General features: G+C 71.9%; 12 protein-coding genes. 11 read left to right on the top strand and 1 reads right to left on the bottom strand.

From position 1 onward, the window contains the following. Positions 1 to 6 precede the first annotated feature (6 nt). From C503_RS43725 to C503_RS0129635, 4 genes are all read left to right on the top strand, one after another. Entirely contained in the window at positions 7 to 2,265 is a 2,259-nt protein-coding gene (locus C503_RS43725; RefSeq protein ID WP_018685857.1) for an ATP-grasp domain-containing protein, read from the top strand. Continuing rightward, positions 2,262 to 2,876, top strand: a complete 615-nt coding sequence (locus C503_RS46340) for a hypothetical protein (RefSeq protein WP_156893610.1) — start codon at positions 2,262 to 2,264, stop codon at positions 2,874 to 2,876. The genes C503_RS43725 and C503_RS46340 overlap by 4 nt, the downstream gene beginning before the upstream one ends. Before the next feature lie 684 nt (positions 2,877 to 3,560). After that, entirely contained in the window at positions 3,561 to 4,556 is a 996-nt protein-coding gene (locus C503_RS47000; protein WP_018685855.1) for an SGNH/GDSL hydrolase family protein, read from the top strand. A gap of 81 nt (positions 4,557 to 4,637) precedes the next feature. Next, positions 4,638 to 5,663 carry a zinc-dependent alcohol dehydrogenase family protein gene (locus C503_RS0129635; protein ID WP_018685854.1) on the top strand — a complete coding sequence of 342 codons (1,026 nt, stop codon included), beginning with the start codon at positions 4,638 to 4,640 and terminating at the stop codon, positions 5,661 to 5,663. A 207-nt stretch (positions 5,664 to 5,870) separates the two neighbouring features. On the opposite strand, the gene C503_RS0129630 is transcribed toward C503_RS0129635, so the two are convergent. After that, positions 5,871 to 6,758, bottom strand: a complete 888-nt coding sequence (locus C503_RS0129630; RefSeq protein ID WP_018685853.1) for an alpha/beta hydrolase — start codon at positions 6,756 to 6,758, stop codon at positions 5,871 to 5,873. 112 nt (positions 6,759 to 6,870) lie between these two features. Between C503_RS0129630 and C503_RS0129625 the strand changes: the two genes are divergently transcribed. Genes C503_RS0129625 through C503_RS0129595 form a run of 7 tightly spaced genes read left to right on the top strand, consistent with a single transcriptional unit; the run spans position 6,871 to position 11,916 of the window. Next, positions 6,871 to 7,461: a TetR/AcrR family transcriptional regulator gene (locus C503_RS0129625; RefSeq protein WP_018685852.1), complete on the top strand. Its 591-nt coding sequence runs from the start codon at positions 6,871 to 6,873 to the stop codon at positions 7,459 to 7,461. Positions 7,462 to 7,517: 56 nt separating this feature from the next. Then, positions 7,518 to 8,165 carry a GntR family transcriptional regulator gene (locus C503_RS0129620; protein ID WP_018685851.1) on the top strand — a complete coding sequence of 216 codons (648 nt, stop codon included), beginning with the start codon at positions 7,518 to 7,520 and terminating at the stop codon, positions 8,163 to 8,165. After that, positions 8,162 to 8,950, top strand: coding sequence for a carbon-nitrogen family hydrolase (locus tag C503_RS0129615; protein ID WP_018685850.1), 789 nt, complete (start codon positions 8,162 to 8,164; stop codon positions 8,948 to 8,950). Before C503_RS0129620 ends, C503_RS0129615 begins: the two co-directional genes overlap by 4 nt. Further along, the gene (locus C503_RS0129610) at positions 8,947 to 9,618 is read left to right on the top strand and encodes a DUF2848 family protein (protein WP_018685849.1); all 672 of its coding nucleotides are present in this window, start codon (positions 8,947 to 8,949) and stop codon (positions 9,616 to 9,618) included. The genes C503_RS0129615 and C503_RS0129610 overlap by 4 nt, the downstream gene beginning before the upstream one ends. Then, positions 9,615 to 11,057, top strand: coding sequence for a 4-hydroxyphenylacetate 3-hydroxylase family protein (locus tag C503_RS0129605; protein ID WP_018685848.1), 1,443 nt, complete (start codon positions 9,615 to 9,617; stop codon positions 11,055 to 11,057). Before C503_RS0129610 ends, C503_RS0129605 begins: the two co-directional genes overlap by 4 nt. After that, positions 11,054 to 11,401 (top strand): cupin domain-containing protein, encoded by a 348-nt coding sequence (locus tag C503_RS0129600; RefSeq protein ID WP_018685847.1) that lies wholly within the window; start codon positions 11,054 to 11,056, stop codon positions 11,399 to 11,401. The genes C503_RS0129605 and C503_RS0129600 overlap by 4 nt, the downstream gene beginning before the upstream one ends. Further along, the gene (locus C503_RS0129595; protein WP_018685846.1) at positions 11,398 to 11,916 is read left to right on the top strand and encodes a flavin reductase family protein; all 519 of its coding nucleotides are present in this window, start codon (positions 11,398 to 11,400) and stop codon (positions 11,914 to 11,916) included. The genes C503_RS0129600 and C503_RS0129595 overlap by 4 nt, the downstream gene beginning before the upstream one ends. Positions 11,917 to 12,066: the final 150 nt, after the last annotated feature.

Here is a 12,066-nt window from a genome sequence, read left to right as displayed (position 1 = left end):
GGCACCGTGTCCGCCGCACCGCGCGGGTTGCCCGCGGTCGTGCTGTCCGGAGTCCATAGTGGACCCAATCCGTCGCCGGGGCTGGGCCTGGCACGGTCGCTGAGGCTGGCGTGGCCGCGGCTGTGGCTCTCGGCGTTGGACTACTCGCCGCGCGCCACCGGCCTGAGCGCCACCGTGTTCGACCGCGTGCACATCAGACCCGGCTGGGACACCGCGGACCTGGCGGGGCTGTGCTCGGGTCTGGTGTCCATCGTGGAGTCCTCGGGGGCGGTGTTCCTGCCGGGACTGGACCTGGAGGCCGGACTGCTCGCCACCCACCACCCCGGACACCCCGCGCTGTTGCTGCCCCCCGCGGCCGCGTTCGCGCTCGTGGTCAAACCCGGGGTGGGTGCCGCGGAACTGCTCGGCCTGTCCGTGCCGGAGTACCGACGGGTCGGTGGGATCGAGGAAGCCGCGGAGTTCGCGGCCGCGCACGGCTGGCAGGTGTGGGTGAAGGGGTCGCGCTATCAGGCGGTATTCGCCACAACGCGCGTGGAGTTGTTCAACGCTCTGGGGCATATCCGCGCCACCTGGGGGGACGAGGACGTGTTGGTGCAACGGCACATCGCCGGAGTGGAGGAATCGGTGGTGTTCGCCGCGCTCGACGGTGAACTGCTGGGCGCGCGCGCCATGCGCAAGACGATGGTGACCGAGGAAGGCAAGACCTGGGCGGGAACCGTCGAACCGGTGCGGGCGGACGGACTGCGCCGCGTGACGGAGTTCGCGCGCGCCACGCGATGGACCGGCGGGGGAGAGGTCGAGATCGTGCGCGACACCCGGACCGGGGAGCGCTATCTGCTGGAGGTGAACCCGCGCTTCCCGGCATGGGTGCACGGCGCGACACTCACCGGCGCCAACCTGCCCGCCCGGCTCGTGGCCGCCGCGACCGGGATCACCCAGCAGGGCAAGGAGAAGGCGTACGCGAGCGGGTTCGTCCGGACCGTGGAGGAGATCCCGGTGACCCCGCGCACCGCCGCCGTGCTCACCGCCGCCGCCCGTGTGACACCGCCGGTGCCCGCCAGCGGGAAGCACCCGTCGGAGATGCCGGTCCTCGCCCGGCGGCTGGTCACCCCGGTCCCGCACGCGGAAACCGGCGAACCGGATGAAGAGACCGCGCGCGACGTCGCCGCCGCGCTGCCGGTCGACCCGGGCGTCTCACCCGCGCGCGTGCTGTTCCCGGGGGCGCTGCGCCGCGCGATGGACGTACTGACCGGCGTGTGCCAGGACGTCACGCACGCGACCGGCGTCCGCACCCGCTTCGCCTACTCGGTCAAGACGAACCCGGACCGGCGCGTCCTGGACACCGTGCTGCGGCGCGGCGCGCTGGTCGAGGTGATCTCCCAGTCCGAGGCCGCGTTCTGCGCGGACGCCGGGTTCCCGGCCGACCACGTGGTGCTCACCGGCCCGGCCAAGTGGTGGCGCTTCGACGGCGGCCCCACCAAGTTCGGCGCCGTGTTCTGCGACTCGCTCACCGACCTGGAGCGCACCGTCGACCTGGTCGGCCGCGGCCTGGTGCACACCGACGTGCTCGGCCTGCGGCTCGCCCCCAGCGACCTGACCTCCCGCTTCGGCGTCGACGTCACCCACCCGGTCACCTACCGGCGGGTCGCCGACGCGCTGCGTGCCGCCGCCGTGTCGCGCCTCGGCCTGCACTTCCACCACGCCGCCAGCCGCATCGGCCCCCGGGTGTGGCTGCGCGAGTTCACCGCGGCCATCACCGTCGCCGCCGACCTGTGCGCCCGCACCGACACCCGCGTGAGCTGCGTCGACCTGGGCGGCGGCTGGGTACCCGGCACCTCCCGCGCGGTGCTCGGCGGCCTGCTCGGCCGCGCCGCCCGGGTCGCGGTCCGCGAGCTGGGCCCGCTGGAGGAGATCCTGTTCGAGCCGGGGAAGTTCCTGGTGGAGCGGGCCATGGCGGTGTTCGCCACGGTCCTGGACGTGCGCGAGGACCCGTCCGGCCGGGCTGCCGTGGTGGACGCCTCGGTCGCCGAGCTGCCCGACTGGGTCACCCACCCGCACCGGGTGCTGTGGCGCCGCCGGGGCGGGTCCTGGCGGCGCCTTGGCCCCGGCGACGAGGTGATCCTGGGCAGGCTGTGCATGGAGCACGACCAGCCGCGCGAGGGCGTCGCCCTGCCCGCCGCGCTGGCCCCCGGGGACCACGTCCTGTTCCTGGACGCGGGCGCGTACGACGCGGGCATGAGCTACCGCTTCGGGGTGCGCCCGTGATCTCCCCAGCGCACCCGTCCGCTGTCACATTTACGCACCCACCCGCTGTTGTACCCACCCACCCACCTGCTGTTGTACCTACCCACCCACCTGCTGTTGTACCTACCCACCCACCTGCCCGCCTCACCACGCACCACTCCTGCCCGCCCTGCGCCGACGTCCGCTCCTGGCTGCTGGCGCACGACCGCGCCTGCGCCACCCCCGCCCGGCGGGCGGACGTCACGACCTTCGGCCTGGACTGGTTGTTCCGCTACTTCGCCTGGGGCCCCAACCCCTGGCCGCTGGCCTGGTGCGACATCCCCACCACCCGCACCCTGGACTGCGGCGTGCTCGCCTGTCTGGCCGCCGAGCTGCTCACCGAACGGGGCCTGCGCGTCGACCGCGTCCAACTGGTCGAACGCGCCGCGCCGGAGGAAACCACGCTCTGGCGCGCCCGTTGGCGCACGGCGGGATATCCGCACGACTGGATATTGTCCGACCACGAGGTCTACCACGAGGCGCTGCTGGTCCACGTCACCCCGGCCCCGGTGCTGTTCGACCCCACCGAGGCGAGCCCGGTCACCCGTCCACTGTGGATGCGCCGGGGTGAACGTTGGGAAACATGTCTTTGACACCACTGAATCGATCTGCCTGCCGTGGACGGTCCCATGTTGAGGACTTTCGCCCGTAGCCGATCCCGGCGCTCGGTCGGATCCGTCATGTCCGGCCGGGCGACCGGGGATGTCTTGCGCCATTCGGAGGTATCCCGCGCCGCACGACTTCTTCTACCGTGTCCCGCGTTCACAGGGTTCGACCCCGCAGACCGCCACCGAGCGGTACGACCGACAAGTACCAACCGGGCCGCGAGAGCGGCCTATGCCCAGACCCCTCTCGCGGCTCGGTTGGCACCGAGAGGTCCATTGTGGACACAAGCCGTCGCGGATGGTCCCGCCCGCCTTGTCGTGGACCGGTTCGGAGCAGTGCCCGGAATCCCTTCCACGCCTTTTTTCGATATTCTCCGGCCAATCGAGAACAGGGCTTCGGGGACGGATGAAAGCGTAGGCAGGCGTGCCGAGTGTCGTTTGCGTGGCGGCGGTCGGCCTGACTGTGTGTCCGCGTGGTGTGGCCCGGTGGGCCTGGGACGCGCTCTGCGTGGGGCGGTGGCGTTCGTTTATTGTCCCCCCTTTGGCTCGTGCAATGATCCACGGCCGTCACCGGCCCGGGTGAGACCGCTGGCGTCGACGGAGCGGAAGACGGTACGACTTTCCCGGGCCGCCCTCTCCGGGGCGGCGGACTTTCCCCGAGAGGTGAATCCGATGTCGCGTGTCCATATCCGGTTGACCGCCGTCGTCGCGGCCGTGGTCGCCGGGTTCGGTGTCGTGGTGCCGACCGCCAGTGCGGCGCCGGTTCGGCAAGCGTCGTTGCAGTGGGTGGCGTTCGGGGACTCCTATGCGGCGGGCGCGATCCCGGCCGCCGGGGTCGAGGTGTCCTCCGGCGGGCAGCGGGACGGGTGCGTGCGGACGGTGGGCTCGTACCCGGAGGTGTTGCGGCAGCGGTGGGAGGGCAAGTACGACCTCACCAACGTGAGCTGCGCGGGTGCCACGATCGCGAACGTGCTGGACGAGGAGCAGGTGCCGAACGGGTACAACCTGCCGTTCTTCGACGTGGTGGACCCCGACTACCCGTTCACGCCGGTGCCGCCGCAGATCAGCGCGCTGTCGGAGAGCACGAACCTGGTGACGGTGGGGATCGGCGGCAACACCTTCGGGTTCGCCGAGTTGCTGTATGCATGTTTGCAGTTGGGGGAGTGGGCGGACGAGGACGCGGACGCGCCGTGCAAGGACTACTTCACCAGCGGGGCCGACGGCGTGCCCACTGTGGACGAGCGGTTGACGCAGGTGAGTGAGCAGTTCGGCGAGCTGCTCGCGGCGATCCAGGCGAACGCGCCCGGGGCCAGGATCCTGGTGGTCGGCTACCCGAAGATCATCCCGGACGATCCGGGCACCTGCGTGCACGGCACCGACCCGGCGGCGTTGAAGAACTTCGCCACCGCGACCCGGCCGGACCTGGTGTGGCTGCGCACGGACGTGTTGGAGCGGCTCAACCTGGTGCTGGCGATGCAGGCGCAGGCGCACAGCGCGCGGTACGTCGACACCTACGCGATCAGCACCGGCCACGACGTGTGCCAGCCGGATGGCAAGAACTGGGTCGAGGGGATCACCGACCGGTCCGGCGGGTGGTCGCTGGTGCACCCGAACAGCCGAGGGCACGCCGCGATCGCGGACGCCATCCAGGCGGTCGCGGGTTCGTGACCGGCCCGGCGTCTTGACCGACGCGCGCGCCTGGCCGAATCCTGGACCCGGTCCTGGTGGTTCGGCGACAGGGGTGGTCGGGTGCGCGCGGTGGTGTTCGAGCGGTTCGGCGTGGATCCCCGGGTCGAGTCGGTGCCCGATCCGACCCCGTCGGCCAGGGGCGTGGTGATCCGGGTCGCGGCCACCGGCCTGTGCCGCAGCGACTGGCACGGCTGGATCGGCCACGACCCGGGCATCCGCCTGCCGCACGTCCCCGGCCACGAGCTGGCGGGCACGATCGCCGCGGTCGGCCCCGGCGTCACCCGCTGGCACGAGGGCGACCGGGTCACCGTCCCGTTCGTCTGCGCCTGCGGCCGGTGCGCGGCCTGCGCGGCGGGCGACCAGCAGGTGTGCGAGCGGCAGACCCAGCCCGGCTTCACCCACTGGGGCTCGTTCGCCGAGTACGTGGCGGTCGAGGACGCCGAGGTCAACCTGGTCGGCCTCACCGACGACATCTCCTTCACCACCGCCGCGGGCCTCGGCTGCCGCGTCGCCACCTCCTTCCGCGCGGTGATCGCCCAGGGCCGCGTCGCCCCCGGCGAATGGGTCGCCGTCCACGGCTGCGGCGGCGTCGGCCTCTCCGCCGTCGCGGTGGCCGTGGCGGCGGGCGCGCGCGTCGTGGCCGTGGACATCTCCCAGACCGCCCTGGACCTGGCCGCCACCCTCGGCGCCGTCTGCCTCAACCCGGTCACCACGGTCGACATCCCCACCGCCATCCACGACCTCACCGGCGGCGGCGCCCACCTGTCGCTGGACGCCCTGGGCAGCCCCGCCACCTGCGCCGCCTCGATCCTCTGCCTCCGTCGGCGCGGCAGGCACGTCCAGGTGGGCCTGCTCCCCACGGACCCACCGGTCCCGATGGCCCGCGTGATCGCCCACGAACTGGCCGTCCTCGGCAGCCACGGCATGCCCGCCCACGCCTACCCGGAACTGATGTCGATGGTCAGCGCGGGCACCCTCCGACCCGCCGACCTCATCACCCGCACCATCTCGTTGGACCAGGCGCCCTCGGCCCTGACGGCGATGGGCAACGCCCTGGGCACCGGCGTCACCATGATCACCTTGTAGCCTCGGGAGTCGTCCACGGCCCGGACCGGCACCCTCCGCTCCCTGCCCTGGGCCGGACCTCGGGGATCCCGGCCGGTTGTCCACAGGGCCGGGCGTCGTCGGCTTGTCCCGTCCCCGCGTGGCCTGGGAGAATGGAAATCCGGGGATCCCCCGAAGCCTGTCCACAGGCGGTCGAGCCATCCACAGCCGGGCCCCGCCGCTCGACAGCTACCGCGCCAGGTGCTCCGTCAGGAAAGCGATGCTCTCCGCGACCAGCGCGTCCACGTCCTCCACCCCCAGGAAGATGTGATCCGCCCCCACCACCGGCCGCAACGTCACCGACGTCCCGCTCTCCCGCAGCCGCCGCTCCAGCGCCTCGCTCTGCGCGAACCCCACCGTCGTATCCCCCGTCCCGTGCATCAGCAGAAACGGCGGCCCCACCCGATCCGCATACGTCACCGGACTCGCCGCCGCCGCCAACGCGGGCCACTCCGCGTCCGACCCGCCCACCAACTCCCGCTCCGGATTGGGCATACCAGGGTCCAACGGCCGCCCCGACGCGGCGATCAGTGCAAGGTCCGACACCCCATACCAGTCGACGACCACCGCAACACCGCTGTCGTCACCGGGCACACCTACCTCTCCCTCAAGCCGTCCAGGCCCGGTCAGTCCCACCAGCGCCGCGAGATGTCCACCGGCCGACTCCCCCCACACGCCGATCCGTGATCCGTCCACCCCCAGCAACCCGGCGAACTTCCGCACGTACCGCACCGCCGCCTTCACGTCGTGCAGCTGCGCCGGGAAGACAGCCTCCGCGCTGTGTCGGTAATCCACCGTCACCACCGCGAACCCCGCCCGCAACAGCCCCCCGAACAGTGAGTCCGCACTGACCGTCGGCGGTGGGAACCGGCGGTCCCCCTCCAGCCACGCGCCCCCGTGAATCCACACCACCACCGGAGGCGGCTCGGCAACGGCGGGCACGTGCACGTCCAGCAGCACAGGACGGTATCCGGGGTTCGCCGAGTACATGAGTCCGTCGAAGAACCGCGTGCCGTCCTCGGTCACGCGCGCGGGGGTGGGCGGCCGGTAGGGCGGTGGGGGCCAGATCAGGTCCATCGGAAGAACTCCTTGCCTCGACGGGGATCTGCCCTACAGTAGGAAGCCAACCGAGTAATCAGTAGGTTTGTTATGTTGACGTTACATTTCCCCCGCTCGATAGGGTGCCGACGTGGTTGCACGAGGGGACGCCCGGCGCGAGCGGATCATCGCGGTCGCGTTCCAGGAGTTCACCGCGTTCGGGTTCCGGGGCGCGTCGTTGGCGCGCATCGCGGACGGGGCCGGGATCACCCAGCCCGGTCTGCTCCACCACTTCCCGGGCAAGGCCGAGCTGTTGATCGCCGTGCTGCACGAGCGCGACCAACGCGACGGGCAGCGGATCGGGATAGACCTGGACGGGGTCACGCCCTGGCCCAGGCTGTTCGACGACCTGCGGGCGCTGGTCGACTTCAACTCGCGCGTGCCGGGGTTGGTGCAGCTGTTCACCGTGCTGAACGGCGAGGCGGTGACCGACGGCCACCCCGCGCGCGAGTGGGCGCGCGAGCGTTATCGGCGGCTGATAGAGCACGCGGACCGTTCGTTGCGGGCGGGTGTCGAGGCGGGCGAGCTGAAGGCCGACCTGGACACGCTCGCGTGCGCGCAGCGACTGTTCGCGGTGATGGACGGCCTGCAGCAGCAATGGCTGCTGGACCCCGACCGGGTGGACATGCCCCGGGCGTTCGGGGCGTTCCTGGCCGAGGTCGAACGGTCCGTGCGCGCCTGACCTCCCCGTTCACCGGGCCTTGCGTTCGTTGTCCACGACTTGTATACATCTGGCCTATGAGCAGTTCACGAGCGTCCGCGCAGGACCTCACCTACCAGTGGCTCAAGCAGCACATCGCCACACTGCCGCGCGACGACGGCACGTTCCTCACCGAGTCCGCGGTGGCCGAGGCGGCCGGGACCTCGCGCACCCCGGTCCGTGAGGCGCTGCTGCGCCTGGAGGCCGAGGGGTTTCTGCGGATCCTGCCCAAGAAGGGCGCGTTCGTCCCGCCCATCCCGGACGCCGAGGTGCGCGCGGTCATGGAGGCCCGCGAGCTGATCGAGGACTGGGCGGTGCGCCGGGTCGCCCCGCTCGCCGCGGACCTGCTTGACCGGCTCGACGGCCTGCTCGTCGAGCAGGAGGCGCTGGTCGGCGACCCGGTCGGGTTCATCGACCGCGACCGCGCGTTCCACCGCGCGATCGTCGGCCGTGCGGGCAACGCGGTCCTCGCAGACATCTACGAGACACTGCGCGAACGCCAGGTGCGCATGGGTCTGCGCGCGGTGTCGAACAACGCGGGCCGGTTCCGCACGGTGCTCGACGAGCACTCCGCGATCGTGGCCGCGTTGCGCACGGGGGACCCCGATCAGGCCAGTCGCGCGCTCGCCGCGCACCTCGCGGGCACGATGACCGCGCTTCGTCTGCCGGATGGGGGTGGCGCGTGAGAATCGCACTGATCCAGGTCGCCAGCCCGGCCGAGGAGACGCCCGCGCAGCGACGCGAACGGGTGGCCGCGATGGTCGCCGACGCACGCGGTGCGGACCTGGTTGTCCTGCCGGAACTGTGGGCCGTCGGCTATTTCGCCTTCGACGCGTACGAGCACGCGGCGGAGTCGCTGGAAGGGCCGACAGTCACCACCGCCCGCGAGTGGGCGCGCGCACTCAACGCGCATGTCCACCTGGGCAGCATCGTCGAGCGCGACGAGCGCGGCAGGCTCTTCAACACGGCGGTGTCAATCGCGCCGGACGGTTCCATCGCGCAGACCTACCGCAAAATCCACGTCTTCGGTTACGCCTCCCGGGAAGCACAGCTGCTCACCGCCGGGGACCGGGTCGCGGTGTCCGACACGGTCGGCCTGACCACCTGCTATGACCTGCGCTTCCCCGAGCTGTGGCGGTCGATGGTCGACCGCGGCGCGGAGACCGTCGTGGTCCCGGCCGCGTGGCCCGCCGCGCGCCGCGAACACTGGCGGCTGTTCACCTCCTGCCGCGCGGTCGAGGAGCAGGTGCTCGTCATCGCCTGCAACGCCGTCGGCACCCAGCACGGCACCGAGCTCGCGGGCACGAGCCGGATCGTGGACCCGTGGGGCACCGTGCTGGTCGAGGCGGGCACCGACGAGGGCGTCACCACCGCCGAGGTCGACCCCGCGGTCGTGGCCGCGACCCGGGCCGAGTTCCCGGTCCTGGCCGACCGCGTGCTGCCCATGCCGCTCGCGGGAGCCAGCCGATGACCCCGCTCAAGCTGCGCGTCCTGGGCACCGACGAGATGCTGACCGTCACCCCGGCCAGGCTCGTCGTCGCCGGGTACACCGCGCGCGACGAGGCCGTGGTCGCCGCGCACATCGCCGAGCTGGCCGCGATCGGCGTGCCGCCGCCCGCCACCGTGCCCGCCTTCTACGACCTCGACCCCGCCCTGCTCACCACCGACGCGGTGGCCGCGGTGTCCGGTCCGGCGACCTCCGGCGAGGTGGAGCCGGTGATCGTCCGGCACGCGGGCCGGTACTACCTGGCCGTCGGATCCGACCACACGGACCGCGAGCTGGAACGCGTCGACATCGCCGCGAGCAAGGCCGCGTGCGCGAAACCGCTGGGCGACAGCGTCGTCCACCTCGGCCCCGACCTGTCCACGGTGGAGTGGGACGGCCTGGCCGCGGACTCCAGCGTGGACGGCTGGCCCTACCAGCGCGGCTCCGTCGCCACCCTGCGCCACCCGGCCGACCTGGTCGCCAGGATGACCGCCGCGCTCGGGCCGGTCGACCGCGACCTGGTGCTGTTCTGCGGCACGTTGCCGCTGCTCACCGGCGAGTTCACGCCCGGCGCCTACTGGCGCGTGCACCTGGAGCTGCCCGCCGGTCCCGTGCTCACCCACGCCTACGAGACGAAGACGAGGAACCCATGACCCGAACCGGAGCCGACTACCTGGCCGCGCTCAAGGACGACCGCCGGGTCTTCCTGGACGGCGCGCCGGTCGGCGACATCGCGCACCACCCGGCGTTCGCGCCGGTGGCCGCGACCATCGCCGAGCTGTTCGACCGGGCCGCCGACCCCGCCGCCGGGTTCCTGCGCACGGACCCGGACACCGGCGCGACCGTCAACCGGCTGTTCGTCGCCCCGCGCAGCCGGGAAGACCTGACCGCGTTCCGCGAGTCCGCGACCGCGTGGGCCCGCCACACACACGGTTGGGTGGGACGCAGTCCCGACCACGTCGGCGCGTTCGCCGCCGCCTTCGCCGCGCACCCGGAGGCGTTCGACGAGCGATTCGCGGACAACGTCACCGCGTTCCGAGAGAGAGTCGCCCGCGACAGCCTCTACGTCTCGTACGCGATCATCCCGCCGCAGGTCTCCCGCGCGAGCACCGCGCACGACTGGGACGGCGACCTCATCCAGGTCGGCATCGCCGAGGAACGCGCCGACGGGATCGTGGTGCGCGGCGCGCAGATGCTGGCCACCGGCGGCGCGGTCGCGGACGAGATCTTCGTGTCCTGCATCAAGCCGCTCGGCCCGGAGGACACCGACTTCGCGCTCGGGTTCGTCGTCCCGGTGGGCGCCGCCGGTCTCAAGCTGTACTGCCGCCGCCCGTACGCGCCCGCCGCGACCAGCTCGTACGACTACCCGCTGACCACCCGCTACGACGAGACCGACGCGTTGCTGGTGTTCGAGGACGTGTTCATCCCGTGGGACCGCGTGTTCGTGCACCGGGACGTGGCCGGGCTGCGCAAGCAGTTCTTCGACACCGGCGCGCACGTGCTGGGCAACTGGCAGGCGCAGATCCGGTTCGCGGTCAAACTCCAGTTCCTCGCGGGCATCGCGCGCAAGGTCGCGGCGGTGAACCAGGTGGACCGGCTGCCGGGCGTGGTGGAGAAGCTGGGCGAGCTGGCGTCTCTCGCCTCACTGGTGGAGTCCGCCGTGCTCGCCGCCGAGTACACCAGCGAGCCTGACGCGCAAGGTCTATGGCGGCCCGGCGCGCGCGCCCTGTACGGGGCGATGGGGTTGCAGGCCGAGCTGTACCCGCGCGTGCTCGCGATCCTGCGCGACCTGGTCGGCGGGGGAGTGTTGCAGGTTCCGTCGAGCGTGGCGGATCTGACCAGTCCCGTCACCCGCCCCGACATCGACAGGTACGTGCAGAGCCCCGACACTCCCGCCGCCGAGCGGGTGAAGCTGTTCAAGCTCGCCTGGGACGCGGTCGGCAGCGAGTTCGCCGGACGCCACCACCAGTACGAGATGTTCTACGCGGGAGCCCCGTTCGTCGTGAAGGGCTACGCGTTCCGCAACTACGGGTTCGACGGACCCCTTGCCGAGGTCGAGGACTTCCTCGCCGGATACGGAGTGCCAGCGTGAAACCGGAACACGAGTTCTTCCCGGTCGCCGACGTCGAGTACACCGAGGCCCCGGGCGGCATCCCGGAGATCACCCAGCGGGTCCTCGCCGCCGACCCGGAGACCGGGTTCGCCACCCGCATCCTGCGCTACGCGCCCGGCGCCGATTCCAGTCCGTTGGGGGTGCAGCGGCACGACTTCTGGGAGGAGGTCTACATCCTGGAGGGGTCGTTCACCGACCTCACCCTGGGCGAGACCTTCACCCCGGGCATGTACGCCTGCCGCCCGCCGGGCATGGCGCACGGGCCGTGGCGCAGCGAGGAGGGCGTGGTCACCTTCGAGGTCCGCTACGGGCGGCAGGGGTGATCGCGACCGGTCTGGTCGACCCGGCGGCGATGCGGCGCACCATGGGCCGCTTCGCCACCGGGGTGGCCGTGGTGACCACCCGGGACCGGGACGGCGTGCCGCACGGCATGACCGTCAACTCGCTCACCTCGGTCTCGCTGGAACCACCGCTGCTGCTGGTGTGCCTGACCACGGGCGCGCGCAGCACCGACGCGATCACCGGCGCGGGCCGGTTCGTGGTCAACATCCTGTCCGCGCGCCAGGAACACCTCGCGATGCGCTTCGCCAAGCGCGGCGCCGACCACTTCGCCGGCCTGGAGGTCATCCAGGGGCATCACCGGGTGCCGGTCGTCCCGGAGGCGTTGGCGCACCTGGAATGCGAGGTGGAGCGGCATTTCGAGGCCGGTGACCACGTCGTGGTGATCGGGCACGTGCTGGCGACCTGTGAACGTCTGGGGGATCCGCTGGGGTTCCACGGCGGCCGCTTCGGCGACGTGGTCGACCGCGGGCACGAGCCCGTGTCCTGGTTCTTCTGATCCCCTCGAATACCGGTTTCGTGCTGCCGCGTGCCGCGGCGCCGTTTTCCCCGTCCCGGTGGGTTTTCCCGCCGGTTCCGTGACGCTGGGCCGATGCCCGCGCTCTCCTCCTGACCGATCGGGTGAACCGTGGCGGGATATCGCCCTGCC

Source organism: Actinokineospora enzanensis DSM 44649, from assembly GCF_000374445.1.
Classification (GTDB): domain Bacteria; phylum Actinomycetota; class Actinomycetes; order Mycobacteriales; family Pseudonocardiaceae; genus Actinokineospora; species Actinokineospora enzanensis.
The sequence above is the reverse complement of the archived record's forward strand: the minus strand, read 5'-3'. Positions and strand labels throughout refer to the sequence as shown.

What these genes read in the sequence shown, in the direction of transcription:
- C503_RS47000 (WP_018685855.1), top strand. Translation starts at nt 3,561, where the DNA reads ATGTCGCGTGTCCATATCCGGTTGACCGCCGTCGTCGCGGCCGTGGTC.
- C503_RS0129630 (WP_018685853.1), bottom strand. Translation starts at nt 6,758, where the DNA reads ATGGACCTGATCTGGCCCCCACCGCCCTACCGGCCGCCCACCCCCGCG.
- C503_RS0129620 (WP_018685851.1), top strand. Translation starts at nt 7,518, where the DNA reads ATGAGCAGTTCACGAGCGTCCGCGCAGGACCTCACCTACCAGTGGCTC.
- C503_RS0129610 (WP_018685849.1), top strand. Translation starts at nt 8,947, where the DNA reads ATGACCCCGCTCAAGCTGCGCGTCCTGGGCACCGACGAGATGCTGACC.
- C503_RS0129605 (WP_018685848.1), top strand. Translation starts at nt 9,615, where the DNA reads ATGACCCGAACCGGAGCCGACTACCTGGCCGCGCTCAAGGACGACCGC.